Origin of the sequence: Clostridium thermobutyricum DSM 4928, assembly GCF_002050515.1 — a bacterium.
Classification (GTDB): domain Bacteria; phylum Bacillota; class Clostridia; order Clostridiales; family Clostridiaceae; genus Clostridium; species Clostridium thermobutyricum.
This window is the reverse complement of sequence record NZ_LTAY01000081.1, coordinates 108,482-125,311: the sequence shown is the minus strand read 5'-3', so window position 1 is coordinate 125,311 and position 16,830 is coordinate 108,482. Positions and strand designations below refer to the sequence as shown.

15 protein-coding genes are annotated in these 16,830 nt (G+C 26.7%); 11 read left to right on the top strand and 4 right to left on the bottom strand.

Translation table 11 applies throughout. The features are described from left to right. Window positions 1-26 precede the first annotated feature (26 nt). From CLTHE_RS14075 to CLTHE_RS14065, 3 genes are all read left to right on the top strand, one after another. Window positions 27-1,925 carry a beta-glucoside-specific PTS transporter subunit IIABC gene (locus CLTHE_RS14075; RefSeq protein WP_080024017.1) on the top strand — a complete coding sequence of 633 codons (1,899 nt, stop codon included), beginning with the start codon at window positions 27-29 and terminating at the stop codon, window positions 1,923-1,925. 83 nt (window positions 1,926-2,008) lie between these two features. Further along, complete coding sequence (locus CLTHE_RS14070; protein WP_080024016.1) at window positions 2,009-3,427, top strand: 6-phospho-beta-glucosidase; 1,419 nt, start codon at window positions 2,009-2,011, stop codon at window positions 3,425-3,427. 52 nt (window positions 3,428-3,479) lie between these two features. Beyond that, a complete protein-coding gene (locus CLTHE_RS14065; RefSeq protein ID WP_080024015.1) occupies window positions 3,480-4,892 on the top strand; it encodes a 6-phospho-beta-glucosidase in 1,413 nt (470 codons plus the stop codon). Here CLTHE_RS14065 and CLTHE_RS14060 read toward each other — a convergent pair. From CLTHE_RS14060 to CLTHE_RS14050, 3 genes are all read right to left on the bottom strand, one after another. Beyond that, entirely contained in the window at window positions 4,864-5,589 is a 726-nt protein-coding gene (locus tag CLTHE_RS14060; protein WP_080024014.1) for an SdpI family protein, read from the bottom strand. The genes CLTHE_RS14065 and CLTHE_RS14060 overlap by 29 nt on opposite strands. Before the next feature lie 16 nt (window positions 5,590-5,605). After that, complete coding sequence (locus CLTHE_RS14055) at window positions 5,606-5,863, bottom strand: autorepressor SdpR family transcription factor (protein WP_080024013.1); 258 nt, start codon at window positions 5,861-5,863, stop codon at window positions 5,606-5,608. A 225-nt stretch (window positions 5,864-6,088) separates the two neighbouring features. Beyond that, complete coding sequence (locus CLTHE_RS14050) at window positions 6,089-6,682, bottom strand: TetR/AcrR family transcriptional regulator (protein ID WP_080024012.1); 594 nt, start codon at window positions 6,680-6,682, stop codon at window positions 6,089-6,091. A gap of 128 nt (window positions 6,683-6,810) precedes the next feature. Between CLTHE_RS14050 and CLTHE_RS14045 the strand changes: the two genes are divergently transcribed. The 3 genes from CLTHE_RS14045 (at window position 6,811) to CLTHE_RS14035 (ending at window position 10,326) form a co-directional block, all read left to right on the top strand. Continuing rightward, entirely contained in the window at window positions 6,811-8,004 is a 1,194-nt protein-coding gene (locus tag CLTHE_RS14045) for a multidrug efflux MFS transporter (RefSeq protein WP_080024011.1), read from the top strand. A gap of 33 nt (window positions 8,005-8,037) precedes the next feature. Continuing rightward, complete coding sequence (locus tag CLTHE_RS14040; RefSeq protein WP_080024010.1) at window positions 8,038-8,631, top strand: isochorismatase family protein; 594 nt, start codon at window positions 8,038-8,040, stop codon at window positions 8,629-8,631. 435 nt (window positions 8,632-9,066) lie between these two features. Beyond that, the gene (locus CLTHE_RS14035; RefSeq protein WP_080024009.1) at window positions 9,067-10,326 is read left to right on the top strand and encodes a C40 family peptidase; all 1,260 of its coding nucleotides are present in this window, start codon (window positions 9,067-9,069) and stop codon (window positions 10,324-10,326) included. A 166-nt stretch (window positions 10,327-10,492) separates the two neighbouring features. Here CLTHE_RS14035 and CLTHE_RS14030 read toward each other — a convergent pair whose 3' ends face one another. After that, complete coding sequence (locus tag CLTHE_RS14030; protein WP_080024008.1) at window positions 10,493-11,377, bottom strand: hypothetical protein; 885 nt, start codon at window positions 11,375-11,377, stop codon at window positions 10,493-10,495. 295 nt (window positions 11,378-11,672) lie between these two features. On the opposite strand from CLTHE_RS14030, the gene CLTHE_RS14025 reads away from it, so the two are divergent. From CLTHE_RS14025 to CLTHE_RS14005, 5 genes are all read left to right on the top strand, one after another. Then, window positions 11,673-12,422: an SH3 domain-containing protein gene (locus CLTHE_RS14025; RefSeq protein ID WP_080024007.1), complete on the top strand. Its 750-nt coding sequence runs from the start codon at window positions 11,673-11,675 to the stop codon at window positions 12,420-12,422. Between the two features lie 247 nt (window positions 12,423-12,669). Next, window positions 12,670-12,984 (top strand): DUF2500 family protein, encoded by a 315-nt coding sequence (locus CLTHE_RS14020; RefSeq protein ID WP_080024006.1) that lies wholly within the window; start codon window positions 12,670-12,672, stop codon window positions 12,982-12,984. Window positions 12,985-13,317: 333 nt separating this feature from the next. Beyond that, entirely contained in the window at window positions 13,318-15,078 is a 1,761-nt protein-coding gene (locus CLTHE_RS14015) for a 1-deoxy-D-xylulose-5-phosphate synthase (RefSeq protein ID WP_080024005.1), read from the top strand. A 117-nt stretch (window positions 15,079-15,195) separates the two neighbouring features. Further along, complete coding sequence (locus CLTHE_RS14010; RefSeq protein WP_080024004.1) at window positions 15,196-16,317, top strand: deaminase domain-containing protein; 1,122 nt, start codon at window positions 15,196-15,198, stop codon at window positions 16,315-16,317. 138 nt (window positions 16,318-16,455) lie between these two features. After that, window positions 16,456-16,788 (top strand): winged helix-turn-helix transcriptional regulator, encoded by a 333-nt coding sequence (locus tag CLTHE_RS14005; protein ID WP_080024003.1) that lies wholly within the window; start codon window positions 16,456-16,458, stop codon window positions 16,786-16,788. Window positions 16,789-16,830: the final 42 nt, after the last annotated feature.

Genomic DNA, 16,830 nt, shown 5'->3' with positions numbered 1-16,830 from the left:
AAAAAATAAATTTAGAGAGGTGTATTATGAAATATGAAAAATTGTCAAAAGACATAATTAAAAATGTAGGTGGAAAAGAGAATGTTAATAGTTTAACTCATTGTATTACTCGTTTACGTTTTAAGCTAAAAGATGAAAGCAAGGCAAATACAGATGTATTAAAGAAAATGGATGGAGTTGTTACTGTAATTCAAAGTGGTGGACAGTACCAAGTTGTTATAGGAAATCATGTTCCAGATGTTTTTAATGCAGTTATGGAAGTTGGAAACTTTAATTTTTCTCAAAATGATAATGTAGAAGAAAAAAAGATGAATCCATTTAATAATCTTATAGATGTTATTTCAGGAATCTTTGCACCAACTTTAGGATTCCTTGCAGCAACAGGAATGTTAAAAGGATTTAATGCATTATTTTTAGCATTAGGATGGCTTACTCCTGAATCAGGAACTTATCAAATATTACAAGCTATTGGAGATTCATTGTTTTATTTCTTCCCAATATTTTTAGGATACACTGCATCTAAGAAATTTAAAACAAATCAATTCTTAGGTATGATAATTGGAGCTGCTTTAGTATATCCAACTATGGTATCAGCTGTGAGTGGAGAGCCTTTATATACATTATTCCAAGGAACTCCTATAGAGTCACCAGTTCGTATGACGTTTTTAGGAATACCAGTTATTTTAATGAATTATACATCAAGTGTTATTCCTGTTATAATTGCAACTTATTTTGGAGGAAAAGTTGAGAAGTTATTCAAAAAAATAATTCCAGATGTAGTTAAAACTTTCTTAGTTCCATTATTTACTTTAATAGTTATTGTACCATTAACATTTATAGTTATTGGACCTATCACTACTTGGGCAAGTCAGCTTATAGGAGAAGGAACACTTGCAGTTTATGAGTTTTCACCAATAGTTGCAGGATTATTACTTGGAGGTTTATGGCAAGTATTGGTTATATTTGGATTACATTGGGGATTTATTCCAGTTGCGATTTTAAATTTAACAACTAAAGGATTTGATCCAATTGTGGTTTTATCATTTGTAGCATCATTTGCTCAAACAGCAGTAGTTATGGCTATATTTATTAAAACAAAAGATAAGAAGCTAAAAACATTAGCAATACCATCAATAATTTCAGGATTCTTTGGAGTAACTGAACCTGCTATATATGGAATAACTCTTCCAAGAATAAAAACATTTATAATAAGCTGTATTGGAGGAGCTATTGGAGGAGCTTTAACTGGGTTATTCCAAGTAAAAACATATATAATGGGAGGCCTTGGAGTATTTGGTTTCATTAAATTTATAAATCCTGCAAATGGAGATATAAGCAAAGTTATAAGTGCAATTATAGCAACAGCAGTAGGAATGGTAGTTAGTTTTATATTAACAATGATTTTATATAAAGAAACAGTGGAAGTAGAAGAAGTTAAAGAAGATAAAAAGATAGAAAATGAATTATTAGCTAAAGAAGTTATAGGAAGTCCTTTAGTTGGAAGATTAGTTCCTCTATCAGAAGTAAAGGATGAAGCTTTTGCAGGAGGCGCTTTAGGAAAAGGTGTAGCAGTATTACCTTACGAAGGAAAAGTAGTTTCACCTGTAGATGGTGTTTTAACAACTTTATTTCCAACAGGACATGCAATAGGAATTACTTCAGATTCAGGAGCAGAAATACTAATTCATATTGGTATGGATACAGTTCAATTAGAAGGAAAGCATTTTAATGCAAAAGTTAAACAAGGAGAAAAAATTAAAAAAGGACAATTATTATTAGAATTTGATGCTGAAGCGATAAAAAATGAAGGCTTTGAAGTTATAACACCAGTTATTGTAACAAATTCACAAAATTATTTAGAAGTAATTGAATCTAAATCAGAGGATATAGCTTTTGAAGAAGCTTTATTAAATGTTGTAAATTAATAAAATTGAATGATTTAATATTAAAATATAAATTAAAAAAATAAGGGAGTTAAATCTCCCTTATAAAAAAGGGAGGAATAGATATGAGTTTTAAAGAAGGATTTTTATGGGGTGGAGCAGTTGCTGCAAACCAATGTGAAGGTGCATATAAAGAAGATGGAAAAGGAATGTCTTTAGTTGATGTAATTCCAGCAGGAAAGGAACGTTTTGAGGCTTTTTTTAATCCAAAGAAAGCTTTAGAAACAGACTATGGTTTTTATCCAAGTCACGAATCAATAGATTTTTATCATCATTATAAAGAAGATATTAAGTTATTTGCTGAAATGGGATTTAAAAGTTTCCGTATGTCAATTTCATGGCCAAGAATTTTTCCAAAGGGAGATGAAAAAGAGCCAAATGAAGAAGGCTTAAAATTCTATGATGATATTTTTGATGAATTATTAAAATATAAAATAGAACCAATAGTTACAATATGTCATTTTGATACACCTTTATATTTAGCTACTAATTATGGAGGATGGAGAAACCGTAAGTGTATAGACTTTTTTGTAAATTATGCAACAGTTCTTTTTAATAGATATAAAGGAAAAGTTAAGTACTGGCTAACTTTCAATGAAATAAATATGATACAACACATTCCATTTTTAGGTGGAGGATTGATTATAGAAGAAGGAGAAAATAAAGAGGAAATAATTTATAGAGCTTCTCATAATTTATTTGTTGCAAGTAGTTTAGCAACTAAAATTGGGCATGAAATAGATAAAGAAAATAAAATTGGTTGTATGATAGCATCAGGTAGTGTTTATCCATATTCATGTAAGCCAGAAGATATTATAAAAGCACAAGATGATAATAGAGCAGCTTATTTTTATGGAGATGTACATGTAAGAGGAGAATATCCAAGTTATATAAAAGCTTATTTTAAGAAAAAAGGAATTGATATAAAAATGGAAGAAGGAGATGAAGAAATAATCAAAAAATATCCAGTAGATTATTATGCATTCTCTTACTATTCTTCTAGATGTACAAGCACTGATCCAAATATATTAGGAGATTGTAAAGCAAATATATTTGATTCATTAAAAAATCCATATTTAAAAGCTTCAGAATGGGGATGGCAAATTGATGCTATAGGCTTACGCGTTACAATGAGAGATTTATATGACCGTTATCAAATTCCATTAATGATAGTTGAAAATGGACTAGGAGCAGTTGATAAGGTTGAAGAAGATGGAAGTATTAATGATGATTATAGAATTGATTATTTAAGAGAGCATATAAAAGAAATGAAAATTGCAGTTGAAGAAGGAATAGAACTTTTAGGATATACTCCTTGGGGATGTATTGATTTAATCAGTGCAAGTACTGGAGAAATGAAAAAAAGATACGGATTTATTTATGTTGATAAAGATAATGAAGGAAATGGAACTTTAAAACGTAGTAAAAAGAAATCCTTTGATTGGTATAAAAATGTTATAATTACAAATGGAGAGTGTTTATAATAAAATTTAACTATTTAGTGTTTTATTTATTAGAAAGAAGAGGTGTTGTAAAATGAGTTTTAAAGAAGGATTTTTATGGGGTGGAGCAGTAGCTGCAAACCAATGTGAAGGAGCTTATAATGTAGATGGTAAAGGGCTTAGTACAGCAGATGTTGCAACAGCAGGTTCTTATACAAAGGCGAGAAGATATACTGATGGAATAGTAGAAGGAGAATATTATCCATCACATGAAGCTATAGATTTTTATCATAGATACAAAGAAGATATAAAATTATTTTCTGAAATGGGATTTAAATGTTTTAGAACATCAATAAATTGGACAAGAATTTTTCCAAATGGTGATGAACAGGAGCCAAATGAAGAAGGCTTAAAATTCTATGATAATCTTTTTGATGAATGTTTAAAATATGGAATAGAGCCTGTAGTTACTATTTCACATTATGAAATGCCATATGGCTTAGTAACAAAATATGGTTCATGGAGAGATAGAAAATTAGTAGATTTCTATTTAAATTATTGCAAAGTTATTTTTAATAGATATAAAGATAAAGTTAAGTATTGGATGACATTTAATGAAATAAACGTAATAGCATTACATCCATTTATTCCAGCAGGAATAAAATTTAAAGAAGGCGAAAATAAAATGCAAGTTTGCTATCAAGCAGCTCATCATCAATTAATAGCAAGTGCAAAAGCAGTTAAATTAGGACATGAAATAAATAAAGACTTTAAAATTGGATGTATGATTCTTTATCCACAATCTTATGCAAAAACTTGTAATCCAGATGATGTACAACTTTCAAATGAATTTATGGATAACACATACTACTTCTCAGATGTTCACGCAAGAGGATATTATTCAAATAAAGCTAGGAAATTCTTAGAAAGAAATAATGTAAAACTTAAAATGGAAGCTGGAGATGAAGAAATTTTAAGAGAAGGAAAAGTAGATTTTATAGGATTTAGTTATTATATGACTTTAGTTCAATCATCAGATAAAAATGACCAAGATGAAATTAAAGGAAACATGTTAGGTGGAGTTAAAAATCCTTATTTAGAAGCTTCAGATTGGGGATGGCAAATAGATGCTAAAGGATTTAGAATTTCATTAAATAATCTTTATGACCGTTATCAAATTCCTTTATTCTGCGTTGAAAATGGATTAGGAGCAGTTGATGAAATAGAAGAAGATGGAAGCATTAATGATGATTATAGAATAGAATACTTAAGACAACATATAAAAGAAATGAAAAAAGCAGTTGAAATTGATGGAGTTGACTTAATGGGATATACTCCATGGGGATGTATTGATTTAATCAGTGCAGGAACTGGAGAAATGAAAAAAAGATATGGATTTATCTATGTAGATAAAGACAATGAAGGAAATGGAACTTTAGAAAGAAGTAAAAAGAAGAGTTTCTATTGGTATAAAAAAGTTATAGAAACAAATGGGGAAGAGTTATAAATAGAAGCCCTTTTAAATAGAAACTTACTATATAAAAATATAAATAATATAAAAGAAAAAAATAAAGGTTCTGACAAAAGTCAGTTCCTTTATTTTTTTCTTTTAAAGCTTTGAATTTCTTATTATAAAATATTAATGAATATATTCCAGGAATAGCAATCCAAGATGTCATACCAATAAATGCTACTTTCTTATAATCAAAATATAATGCTGAAATAATCATTAATATTGCAATTGGAAATGCTAAATATCCAAGTATTCTATGAGCTAATTTCCAAGTTTCTTCATCTCTTATAGTCCAAGGAAGTCTTAATCCACTATATCTGTTAAATGGTATTTTAGGAGATACATTTCCTATAACAGTCATAATTATTGTGATTAAAACAATTCCAAAAAATCCGTTTGTAAGAGATTCAAATGATTCTTTAATTGATGGAAAAGAATATATAATAGACATACATATAATGCAGAACATAGAAAGTCTATTTAAAAATTTAACAGTTTTAATTTTTGGATTATCTTCAGACAAATTTGTAAATTTTGTAGAATTAATATCCAATATTATTAATGAAACTATAGTGAAAACACCTATAACAGGAAAAATTATATCTTCAATAGGATTTACTATAAATCCTGTAATAAATATTAAAATTGATGTAAATAAAAAAATACCCCTAGTAAAATCAAATTTTCTCATAAAATCTCTCCTTTATTTATTTTTTAAATAAATCTAAAAATCCACCTAAAACTTCTTGAATTACAGTTGTGTTAATAGAATAAATCATAAACTGACCTCTTTTTTCAGAGCTTATAAGCTCTGCTTCTCTTAATATATCTAAATGTTTTGATATAGAAGGCTTTGACATATCAAAATGCTTAGCTATTTCACCAGCATTCATATCTTTATCATTTAATAACTTTAAAATTTCTCTTCTAGTTTTATCACTAAGTGCTTTAAATACTTTTCCCATAAAGAACCTCCTATTTATAAAATAGTTATTTAGCTAATTAGTTAAATAACTATATATTTATAATAATGGAATAAATTTCAAATTACAAGGGTTTTGGTAAAAAATTCCATATGAATTAAAGAAGAATTTAAAATTGAGAATATTAATTTAGTTAACATATATCCAATTATACATAAAACATTAATAGCTATATAAATATAAAAAAGGTGTAGTTAAACTACACCTTTACTTTTCAGAAATTCTAGTCAAAGAATAAATAAAATCCTCTACTAAAAATTCGAAGCTTTCTTCTAAATCTACTTCGCCTTGAAAATATCCAAAGAAATATAAAGAAATAAATCCGTGAAGTGAACTTCTTAAAGCTCTACTCTTATGCACAAGATATGTTCTATTATCTGTATAAATAGAAAGAATTTGTACAATTATATTTACTGTTTCTCTAGTTAAGTCGTATATATCATCATTTCCTATAGTTGGCACACTTAAAAAAAGTTCATATGCTGTTCTATTTTCAAAGGCAAAGTTTTTATATAGTTTAGAAAATTCTTTTATTGCATCTTCGCCACTTTTTCCAATTAAGCCTTGAGTTAGGATAGTATTTAACTTATTTAAGCTAGAGATTGTCATTTCTAATTTAAGGTTATCCATATTTTTAAAATGATTATATAAAGAAGGATATTTTATTCCTAATTTTTCTGCTATTTTTTGAAAAGTTACTTTATTTAAACCTATTTCATCAGCTAATTCAAAAGTAACTTCAATAATTTTTTGTTTAGTTAAATTTCTTTTTTGTTTAGTTAAAGTATTTTTTTGTGACATTTTATCACTCCTATTATTATCTAAATTAGAGTATTACTAACTTTATAAAATATTTTAGCATAAGATATAATATTAAACAAACTATAAAATATAGTTTATAATTTTTTGAGTAGAAAGGAGTTTTATTTATGAAAATGTGGAGAAGAAACTTATGGTTCTGTTGGTTTGGAATGTTTGTAACAGGAATTGGAATGAGTCAAATTGCACCTATATTACCTATTTACATAAATAAGCTTGGAGTACATAATACAGGATTAATTGAACAACTTTCTGGACTAGCTTTTGGAATAACTTATGTAGTTTCTGCTATATTTTCTCCAATATGGGGTAAAGCAGCAGATAAAATTGGTAGAAAACCAATGCTTTTAAGAGCAAGTCTTGGAATGGCAATAATAGTCGGTTCTATGGGATTTGTTAGTAATGTATATGAACTTATAGGACTTAGATTACTTCAAGGGGTTATAACAGGATTTAGTACAGCTTGTACTACTTTAATTGCAACTCAAACTACTAATGAAGAAGCTGGATGGGCTTTAGGAGTTCTTTCAACAGCAAATATTGCAGGTTCATTGCTTGGACCAACTTTTGGTGGATTTATAGGAGATACTTTTGGTTTTAGAAATGTATTTTTTATAACTGGTGGATTGTTATTTATTGCATTTATAACAACTTTATTATTTATAAAAGAAGATTTTGTACGTAACGAAAAAATGGAATTTAGTACAAAAGAATTGTGGAATGCTATTCCACATAGAAGTTTAACTCTTACAATGCTTTTAACTTCATTTGTATTATCATTATCATTATATTCTATAGAACCTATTATAACAGTTTATGTTAAAGAATTATGTAATCATATTAAAGATGTTGCAGTAATAGCAGGTGTTGTGTTTTCTGCTTCAGGTTTAGCCAATATAATTTCGGCACCAAGACTTGGAAAGTTATCAAACAAAGTTGGAGTAGAAAAAGTAATACTAATTTCATTGATTATAGCAGGAATAATTTATATACCACAGGCTTTTGTAAAAAATCCTTGGCAGCTTATGGGATTAAGATTTTTATTAGGATTAGCTTTTGGAGGATTAACTCCTGCAGTAAATACTTTAGTTAAAAAAATTACACCAAGTGAACTTACAGGGAGAGTATTTGGATTTAGTATTTCAGCTCAATACTTAGGAATATTTGGTGGTTCAATTTTAGGTGGACAAGTAGCATCTTTCTTGGGAATAAGATATGTATTCTTTGTTACGAGTGGATTATTGTTTCTAAATGCATTATGGGTTTATTTTAGAGTTTATAAAAAAATAAATAAAGGCCTATAATATTTATATAACCAAAGAAAAGGAGATTTTAAAATGAATGATTCAATATTAAACAATGAAAAAGATATTATTAAAGGAGAAAAAACTGCACTTGTAGTTATAGACTTACAAGAGGGAATTGTAGGGAGAGAATTAAAACCTTATACAGGTAAAGAAGTTGTTTCAAATACTACTAAATTAATAGATGTAGTAAAAGAAAAAGGTGGATTTGTAGTTCTTGTAAGAGTTTCAACTACAGATGGTAAAGATATGCCACATCCAAAAACAGATTTAAGTGGAAATAATTTTGCTCGTCCAAAAGGATGGGATGAATATATTCCTGAATTAAAAGGAATAGATAAAGCTCATTACATTACAAAAAGACAATGGGGAGCATTTTATGGAACAGATTTAGATTTACAATTAAGAAGACGTGGAATTGAAAATATAATTCTTTGTGGTATTTCAACTGGAATTGGAGTAGACACTACTGCAAGAGAAGCATATCAAAGAGGATATAACCAAATTTTTGTTGAAGATGCAATGACAGCAATATCAAAAGAAGAACATGATTTTGTAACTAAAAATATATTCCCTAGAATGGGTAAAATCAGAAAAACTGAAAATATAGAATCAATGATAAAATAGTTTAAAAATTTTATTTAAAAATATCAAATTTTAAATATGCAATGTATATAAATTATTAAATAAAAGTCAGGATTTTCCTGGCTTTTTTTGTTAATGAAAACTTCAAAAATTTAGGCAGAAAAAGTAGAAAATTAAGAATTTATTACAAAAAACTTACAAAATAAAGATAAAAAGTTAACAATGTTAACATAAGTTTAGGTTTTAATAAAAATATTAAAAAACAAAAGAAATTCTGCTTAGAAAGTTGTATTATAAATATATGCGCAATAAACGTATAAAAAAACAAATGAAGATGAATGAAAAAAATTGAAAAATTAGTGTCATATAAAAAGTTATTTGATATTAAAATGATAACAAATTGACATAAATTTTTTTTGAAATGAAATTGATTTCGTATGAATTAAACGATAGATAAGATAAGGGAGTTTTTAAATTATGAAGAAAAAATTATTAGTAGCGTTAATATTTGCAATTACTATGTCTGCATCAATGTTCTCAGGAATTACTACTGCATTTGCAGATACACCAAATACTGTACAAGCTGTTAGTGCAGATAAAGCACAACAACAACAAAAGGCTATAGAGACTCAAGAACAAATTGAAAAATTAGATAACCAAATTCAAAATAGTATGATGGAATCACAAAGCCTTAACAATAAAATTGCAGAAGCTAACAATAATATTGCATCACTTCAAACACAAATTTCAAATACACAAGCACAATTAAATGCAAATAAAGAAAAAATGAACCAAGAAATAAAAGGACTTTATGAACAAGGATATGCAAACAATGGTTTATTAGCATACTTAAACGTTCTTTTCTCAGGAAAAAGTTTCTCACAAATAGTGACAAATTTACAAGATATATATAGCATAAATCAAAGTAACCAAAAGATTTTAAAACAAATCGAAAGTCAAGAAAATCAATTAAAGAGCGAAAAAGATAGTTTACAAAACAATGTAAACACTTTACAAGCTTCAAAAAATAAAATAGCAAGCAACTTAGCTGCAGAACAAAATGCTAAAAATCAAGAACAAGGACTATTAAGTTCAATTAAAGATACAATAGCTAAAGATTCAGCACAAGAAATAGCTTTACAAAAACAACAAGTACAAGCTGCTTTAAAAGCTGATGCTGAAAAACAAGCTAAAGAAAATAGTTCATCACAAAAAGCAACTTCAAATAGTTCAAGCTCAAGCTCAAGCTCAAAATCAAGCTCAAGCTCAAAATCAAATTCAAATAATTCAAGCTCAAACCAAGGTTCAACAATGGTAGTTTCAACAGCTAACGGAAATGTTGTTAAGAGCACAGCTGGAAACACTCCATATGTAGCAAATGGAGCAAAAGCAAGTGCAAGTGCACAAGCTGTAATTTCAGAAGCAGAACAATTCATAGGAGTACCATATGTTTGGGGAGGAGAAAGCCCAAGTGGATTTGACTGTTCAGGATTAATGCAATATGTATTTGGAGCTGAAGGAGTAAGCTTACCAAGAACTGCTGCTGCACAACAAGAATGTGGAACACCAGTAGCAAAAGGAGATTTACAACCAGGAGACTTAGTATTCTGGGGAGATCCAGCTTACCACGTTGCTATGTACATTGGTAATGGAGAAATAATAGCAGCACCTCACACAGGAGCTTATGTAACTACAATGCCATTATATCCATATACAAATGCTAGAAGAGTATTATAGTCTATAGGATAATTAGATATTAAAAAAGGCTGTCTCATATGGACAGCCTTTTTAATTAATTTTATAAATTAAATCTTCTTAAAATATTTTTATTAAAAAGTGATTATATTTAAAAATAAAAACAAGTAAAATCTATAAATAAAAATAGATAATTTAATATTACTTATTAATAAGTTTTTTCAGATGTACTAGAAAATGTTACAATTCTTTTAGTAAACATTGAGGATACAACTCTTACATAATCCCCAGCTTCAAAATAAGGTCTATGAGAAGTTGTAAAATGTAATTCTCTTTTATTTTTATAATCAATTACTGTAATTGTCCAGTACTCTAAACCTCTCTTATTAAAACTATAAACTTCAGTGCAATAGCCTTTTGTTTCTGTATAAAGACTAGTAAGATATTCAATTATTGTTATTATAAAATAAACTGAATAAATCATTCCTATTATAGTTATAGTTCTAGCTTCATTTCTGAAAAAGAAAAAAATAATTAATATAAATCCAAAGATATTTGGAGGCAATCTTCTATTCATAGGAAGCTTCACTCTTGGAGAAAACCAAAGCTTATATCTCCAAAAAATATTTCTATCTGCTGATTCTTCAGAAAGCCCAGACATCTTTTTTTGAAATCTAGTTTTATATTCATCTCTTTTAGCTTTAGCAAATTCAAGTCTTTTTAAATGTAAAATTGCATAAAAAGAATATGTCATTATACCAGAAGATATACTTATAATTCGCATATTAGCAAATATAACAAATGTTGAAAGTGTATATAAAACTAAAATTATAAGAAATACTTTATAAGGTAAAGTTTTTTCTTTTGAATATTCTATCTCATCAAAGTTAAATATATTAAGCGGATTTGCAAAAATCATAAAAGTTAATATGATACAAGTAAATAATGTAAAACTAACTATATTATGAATGTTTAATAGTAATCGTGATAAGTTCATTCTCCAAAAAATAGCTAGTATGTTAATAATTAAATTAGGAACAAAAGCAATTAATGGGAATAACATTGATACTCTGTTTTCTTCTTGATAATTCATAATCTTCCCCTTTTATACCTTTTTTTTATTACTTTAATTATAGAATAAATTTCTAAATATTGAAAGTTATAAATAAATATTTAATAATATAAAAATAAGTTGATAAATTAAGAGGTTTTAAAATAAAAAAGATATAGACTTATATATTTTCAGAAAAATTTTCCTTCAAATATAAAACAATTAATTCATTGTTTTTTATTCTAAAAATTTGTTTAATATTTAAAATTTACAAATTTATATATTGTGATAAGATACATTGGGGATTACAATAAAATTTATATATTTTGGGGGAAATATGAATAAACTAAAAAATTTAATAAAAATAATATGTTTTATTATATTTTGGCCTATAGGAATTTTCTTTATTATAAAGTCAAAGTATAAAAAGAAATCTAAGGTATTATTAGGAATTATAAGTTTCTTAATATTTATAATGTTTTGGGGATATATAGCAGGTTCGTCTAATCAACAAAATACAGTTGATAGTGGAAAAGCTACTGTTAATACAAAAGTAGATGAAAATTATAATGTAGCGAATAACTCAAATGATACTAGTAAAAATGCTGATAATAACGCAAATGACAGTAATAAAAATGTTGATAATAATGCTAATGCAAATAGTGATAGCTCAAAGAGTAATGAAAATATAGATAATTCTACTACTACTAAAGTTAATAATGATGTAAAAAATAATGAACCTAAAAAGGCTTCTAATGTAGAACATAAAACGAATCATAATGTTTCTAATGTAGAACATAAAACAAATAATCAAAGTAATGCAGAAAAAGTTCAAGCACAGAAACCAAAAGCACAAGAGCATAAAGAAAATGTTCAAAATCAACCAACAGGTAATTACGGAGTTATAAGTTTTAATAGTAGTACGAAAAAAGCTATATTGCATAGTGGACCAGATAGCCATTCAGGTGATATAGAGCATTTAGATAATGGTGAAAGAGTTGAAATCTTAGGTATGTCAGGAGCTTATTATAGAGTAAAAGCTAGTGATGGAAATGTAGGGTATGTTTCTGATAGATTTGTAAAATAATAAATTGAAAGTATCTAAAAATTATAGATTTTTAGATACTTTTTATTATTTATGTAGAATTTTTTATAAATGATAATATTGAAAAAATAGTAAAATTAACAAATGATACTTTATATTGAAGATATTATTTATATGTAAAAACAATGAAAGTAGATTGAATAGAATATTTTTAAATGGTAAAATAATCTGGAAATACTATAAAAAGGGATTGAGAATTTGTTTATGAGGGGGAATTGTTATTCAAATTTTGTTAGTTATAACATTAATATTTCTTATGATATTAATGGTCATAAGTGTTAAAGATTCTTATAAGTATAAAAAAACTGATATATCTACAATAGCAAAGGTAATTTCTAAAAGAAAAGAAAGTAATAGCTCTAAAAAATCTAAAGATAATAAGGAAATATTAGAAAATGAATATTATATAGTTTTTGAAGATGCAAATGGTAGACAACAAGAGTTTTCTGTTGGAAAAGAAGAGTTTAAGAGATTAAATAAAGGAGCTAAGGGTAAATTAAGTTTTAAAGGAACTGAATTTATTAAGTTTGAAAAAGGTGTTTAATATTAGAGCATAAATGAAGAGAGAAGTTCACTCTCTTTTTTTATTATTTAGATATATTAGTCTTACTAAGAAAAATTTCTTTTAAAATTGAATTAATTATTAATATGTGAATTAAAGTAATTTGAAAAGAATAACATAATTTTTGATAAAGAATTTATAAATGAAATTATACTAAAGATATTTTTATATATAAATTTTTTATTTATATATTTGTATAAATTAAGAACTGAGTTTTTAAAATATTAAAATAATAATTATTGACTTAGAGTTAGCTCCAAGGAGTATACTAAGTTACAGAAAGATAACTTTAGAAATAGTATAGGAGGAAATTATATGACATTAAACGTACTAAATAAAGTAAACGAACCAAAAGACTTAAGAGAACTTAGTAATGAAGAATTAAATACATTAGCAAGTGAAATAAGAGAAGTTTTAATAAAAAAAGTAACTACAACAGGTGGACACTTTGGACCAAACTTAGGTATGGTAGAAGCTACTATAGCTATGCACTATGTATTTAACTCACCAATAGATAAAATTGTTTATGATGTATCTCATCAATCTTATATACACAAAATGTTAACTGGAAGAAAAAATGCTTTTATAAATCCAGAAGAATATAAATCTATTACAGGATATACTTCACAACATGAAAGTCCACATGACTTCTTTACAATAGGTCACACTTCAACTTCAGTTAGTTTAGCTTGTGGATTAGCTAAAGCTAGAGATGTAAAAGGTGGAAATGAAAATATTATAGCAGTTATAGGTGATGGTTCTTTAAGTGGTGGAGAAGCTTATGAAGGATTAAACAATGCTGTAGAATCAGGAAATAATATAATAGTAGTTGTAAATGACAATGATATGTCTATTGCACCAAACTATGGTGGACTTTATCAAAACTTAAAAGAGCTTAGGGAAACAGAAGGAAAAGCTGAAAATAACTTTTTTAAAGCTTTAGGATTTGAATATCATTTTGTTAAAGATGGACATAATATTCAAGATTTAATCGAAACTTTTAAAAAGGTTAAAGATGCAGACCATCCTGTACTTGTTCACATGTACACTGTAAAAGGTAAAGGACATGAAGATGCAGAAAAAGATAAAGAACCTTTCCATTATATAATGCCATTTGATCCAAAAACTAATAAACCAAGAGTTATGACTGGAATTGAAACTTATGCAAGTGCAGCAAGTAAATTTTTATTAGAAAAAGCAAAAAAAGATAAAAAGATTGTAGCAATAACAGCAGCAACTCCTGCTCCATTAGGATTTATTCCTTTTAGAGAAGAGCTTAAAGACCAATATGTAGATGTTGGTATAGCAGAAGAACATGCAGTAGCATTTGCTTCAGCAATGGCTTCACAAGGAGCTAAACCAGTAGCTGCATTCTTCAGTACATTCTTACAAAGATCATATGACCAATTATCACATGACCTTGCTATAAATAATAATCCAGCAGTAATTTTAGTTTACGGTGGAGGAATAACAGGAGCAGATGTAACTCACCATGGATTATTTGATATTCCATTAATATCAAACATTCCTAATATAGTTTATCTTGCACCAACTAACAAAGAAGAATATTTAGCTATGTTAGATTGGGGAATTGAACAAGATAATCATCCAGTAGTAATACGTGTTCCTAATACAGCAGTAGTATCAACTGGAGAGAAAGTTGAAGCTGATTTCTCTAACTTAAATAAATTTGTTAAAGTTAAAGAAGGAAGTAAAGTTGCTATTATAGGACTTGGAAGCTTCTATGGACTTGGAGAAAAAGTTTATAATAAAGTAAAAGAAGAATTAGGAATTGACGCAACATTAATAAATCCTAGATTTATAAGTGGAATAGATGAAGAATTACTAAATGAATTATCAGAAAATCACGATTTAGTAATAACTTTAGAAGATGGACTTCTTGATGGTGGATTTGGAGAAAAGATTTCAAGATTCTATGGTGCTAAAGATATGAAAGTATTAAACTTTGGAGCAACAAAAGAATTTACAAATAGTGTTCCATTAAAAGAATTATATGAACGTTACCATTTAACTGAAGAGTTAATAGTTGAAGATATAAAAAATGCACTTAAATAATTAATTTAAAAGATGTCTAAAAGTAATAATTGCTTTTAGGCATCTTTTTGTATATGCCTTTGATTTAATTTATATATGATATAATATGAAAATAGCAAATTATAAAAAGAGGTATTTATGATAGAAAATCCAGCACTAAAGATTAGTAAGAGAGATAGAATAAAAATTAGTAATTTAAAAGATTTTAAAAAAGCTTTGAAAAATGAAAATTATAACATAAAAGCTACTGATAAAGAAAAATTTAAAGAAGAAATAAAAAAAACCTTTAATATTAATGATGATATTTTTGAAAGATTATATAAATGCTTAAATGAAGATATAGCTTATAAAGTTGATAATGCAGAAGATTTTATTGATTATATAAAAAAGATAATGATTTTTGAAGATAAACATGAAATTATATGTGAAAAATTAAAGAGCATAGAAAAGCTTTATATAAATAGAGAAGAGTATGAAAGAGAAAAAAGCACTAGAGATAATGTAGAACATATAATAGAAGTTATAGAAAAAACTAAAGAAAATGTTTCAAGAAAAATTTCTTTAGAAGAATTAGAAAGGCTTGAAGTTTTAGAAGAAGAATTAGAAGATAAATACCTTTTTGCAAAAGATATAGAATTTTTAAAGAAAATGATTTTAGGCAATTGTAAAAATGTAATTGAAACTTATAATGAAAAAACTAAAATAAAAACGTTAAAAATGAAAATACCAAAGGATATAGATTATATCTACATTAAGGCAAAAGAAGGTTCTGTAGAATATCATCAATATTTAAATAACAACATAGATAGAATGAATCGGTTAATAAAAAGTATAGATAAGTACATAGAACATTATAAAGATGATATTTTTAATATAAATCAAAGCTTAGCCCTTCAAGACTCTATAAATATTGCTTTAGCAACCTTTGATAATAAAGAGTTTAAAGCTATAAGTGGAAAAAATGATATTGAAGATTATTGTAAAGTAATACCTATAGAAAAAAGCAGATTTAAAAGCAGAAAGGTTAATAAACTTGGTGAATTAGGTATTGGTTATAATAGAGTTAATGATAGTGAGAAAAAAATATTAGAAGAAATCCATAAAAAAATAAAAAAGAAAATTTTAAAAGATAGAGGTAAACTTACTTTATATACGAAGTGGGAGCCGTGTCCAAGTTGTTATTTTGTAATTAGTCAATTTTCTGAAATGTATCCCAATATAAATGTTGAGGTTAAATATAATAAAAAGTATGGAGAGTAGTATTATAAATAATATTTTATAAAAATTATATGTGATAAAATTTATGTATATATGAAAATCTATATAAATTAAAAATATTACTAAAATTAGATAAAGAAATTTTAATTAATAAATATTAGAATATAGGGGAGATTAGATATGTATAACATGGATAATATAATATATGATTGCCCAGTAGAGGCGTTATCAAGTCTTTTAGGAAAAAAGTGGGTTGGAGTAATATTATGGGAATTACAAGATAAAAAAATGAGATTTGGTGAATTACAAAGAGCAGTAAAAGGTTGTAGTAAAAAGATGTTATCTCAGCAATTAGATTTATTAATAGAAAATAATATAATAACTAATGATAAAAAAATTGAGAATAACGCTGTAGAATCAACTTATTATTTAACTGAATCAGGACTTTCACTTCTTGAAGTTATGGAGAAAATGATATGTTGGAGTAATAGTAATATTTCTTGTGATAAATAGTGGTTACAAAAAAGTGCCTAATTGAGCAAGTGTTTTTTCCCT

Excerpts from the sequence above, each read along its gene's own strand:
- CLTHE_RS14075 (WP_080024017.1), top strand. The coding sequence starts at position 27 with ATGAAATATGAAAAATTGTCAAAAGACATAATTAAAAATGTAGGTGGA.
- CLTHE_RS14070 (WP_080024016.1), top strand. The coding sequence starts at position 2,009 with ATGAGTTTTAAAGAAGGATTTTTATGGGGTGGAGCAGTTGCTGCAAAC.
- CLTHE_RS14065 (WP_080024015.1), top strand. The coding sequence starts at position 3,480 with ATGAGTTTTAAAGAAGGATTTTTATGGGGTGGAGCAGTAGCTGCAAAC.
- CLTHE_RS14060 (WP_080024014.1), bottom strand. The coding sequence starts at position 5,589 with ATGAGAAAATTTGATTTTACTAGGGGTATTTTTTTATTTACATCAATT.
- CLTHE_RS14055 (WP_080024013.1), bottom strand. The coding sequence starts at position 5,863 with ATGGGAAAAGTATTTAAAGCACTTAGTGATAAAACTAGAAGAGAAATT.
- CLTHE_RS14050 (WP_080024012.1), bottom strand. The coding sequence starts at position 6,682 with ATGTCACAAAAAAATACTTTAACTAAACAAAAAAGAAATTTAACTAAA.
- CLTHE_RS14045 (WP_080024011.1), top strand. The coding sequence starts at position 6,811 with ATGAAAATGTGGAGAAGAAACTTATGGTTCTGTTGGTTTGGAATGTTT.
- CLTHE_RS14040 (WP_080024010.1), top strand. The coding sequence starts at position 8,038 with ATGAATGATTCAATATTAAACAATGAAAAAGATATTATTAAAGGAGAA.
- CLTHE_RS14035 (WP_080024009.1), top strand. The coding sequence starts at position 9,067 with ATGAAGAAAAAATTATTAGTAGCGTTAATATTTGCAATTACTATGTCT.
- CLTHE_RS14030 (WP_080024008.1), bottom strand. The coding sequence starts at position 11,377 with ATGAATTATCAAGAAGAAAACAGAGTATCAATGTTATTCCCATTAATT.
- CLTHE_RS14025 (WP_080024007.1), top strand. The coding sequence starts at position 11,673 with ATGAATAAACTAAAAAATTTAATAAAAATAATATGTTTTATTATATTT.
- CLTHE_RS14015 (WP_080024005.1), top strand. The coding sequence starts at position 13,318 with ATGACATTAAACGTACTAAATAAAGTAAACGAACCAAAAGACTTAAGA.
- CLTHE_RS14010 (WP_080024004.1), top strand. The coding sequence starts at position 15,196 with ATGATAGAAAATCCAGCACTAAAGATTAGTAAGAGAGATAGAATAAAA.
- CLTHE_RS14005 (WP_080024003.1), top strand. The coding sequence starts at position 16,456 with ATGTATAACATGGATAATATAATATATGATTGCCCAGTAGAGGCGTTA.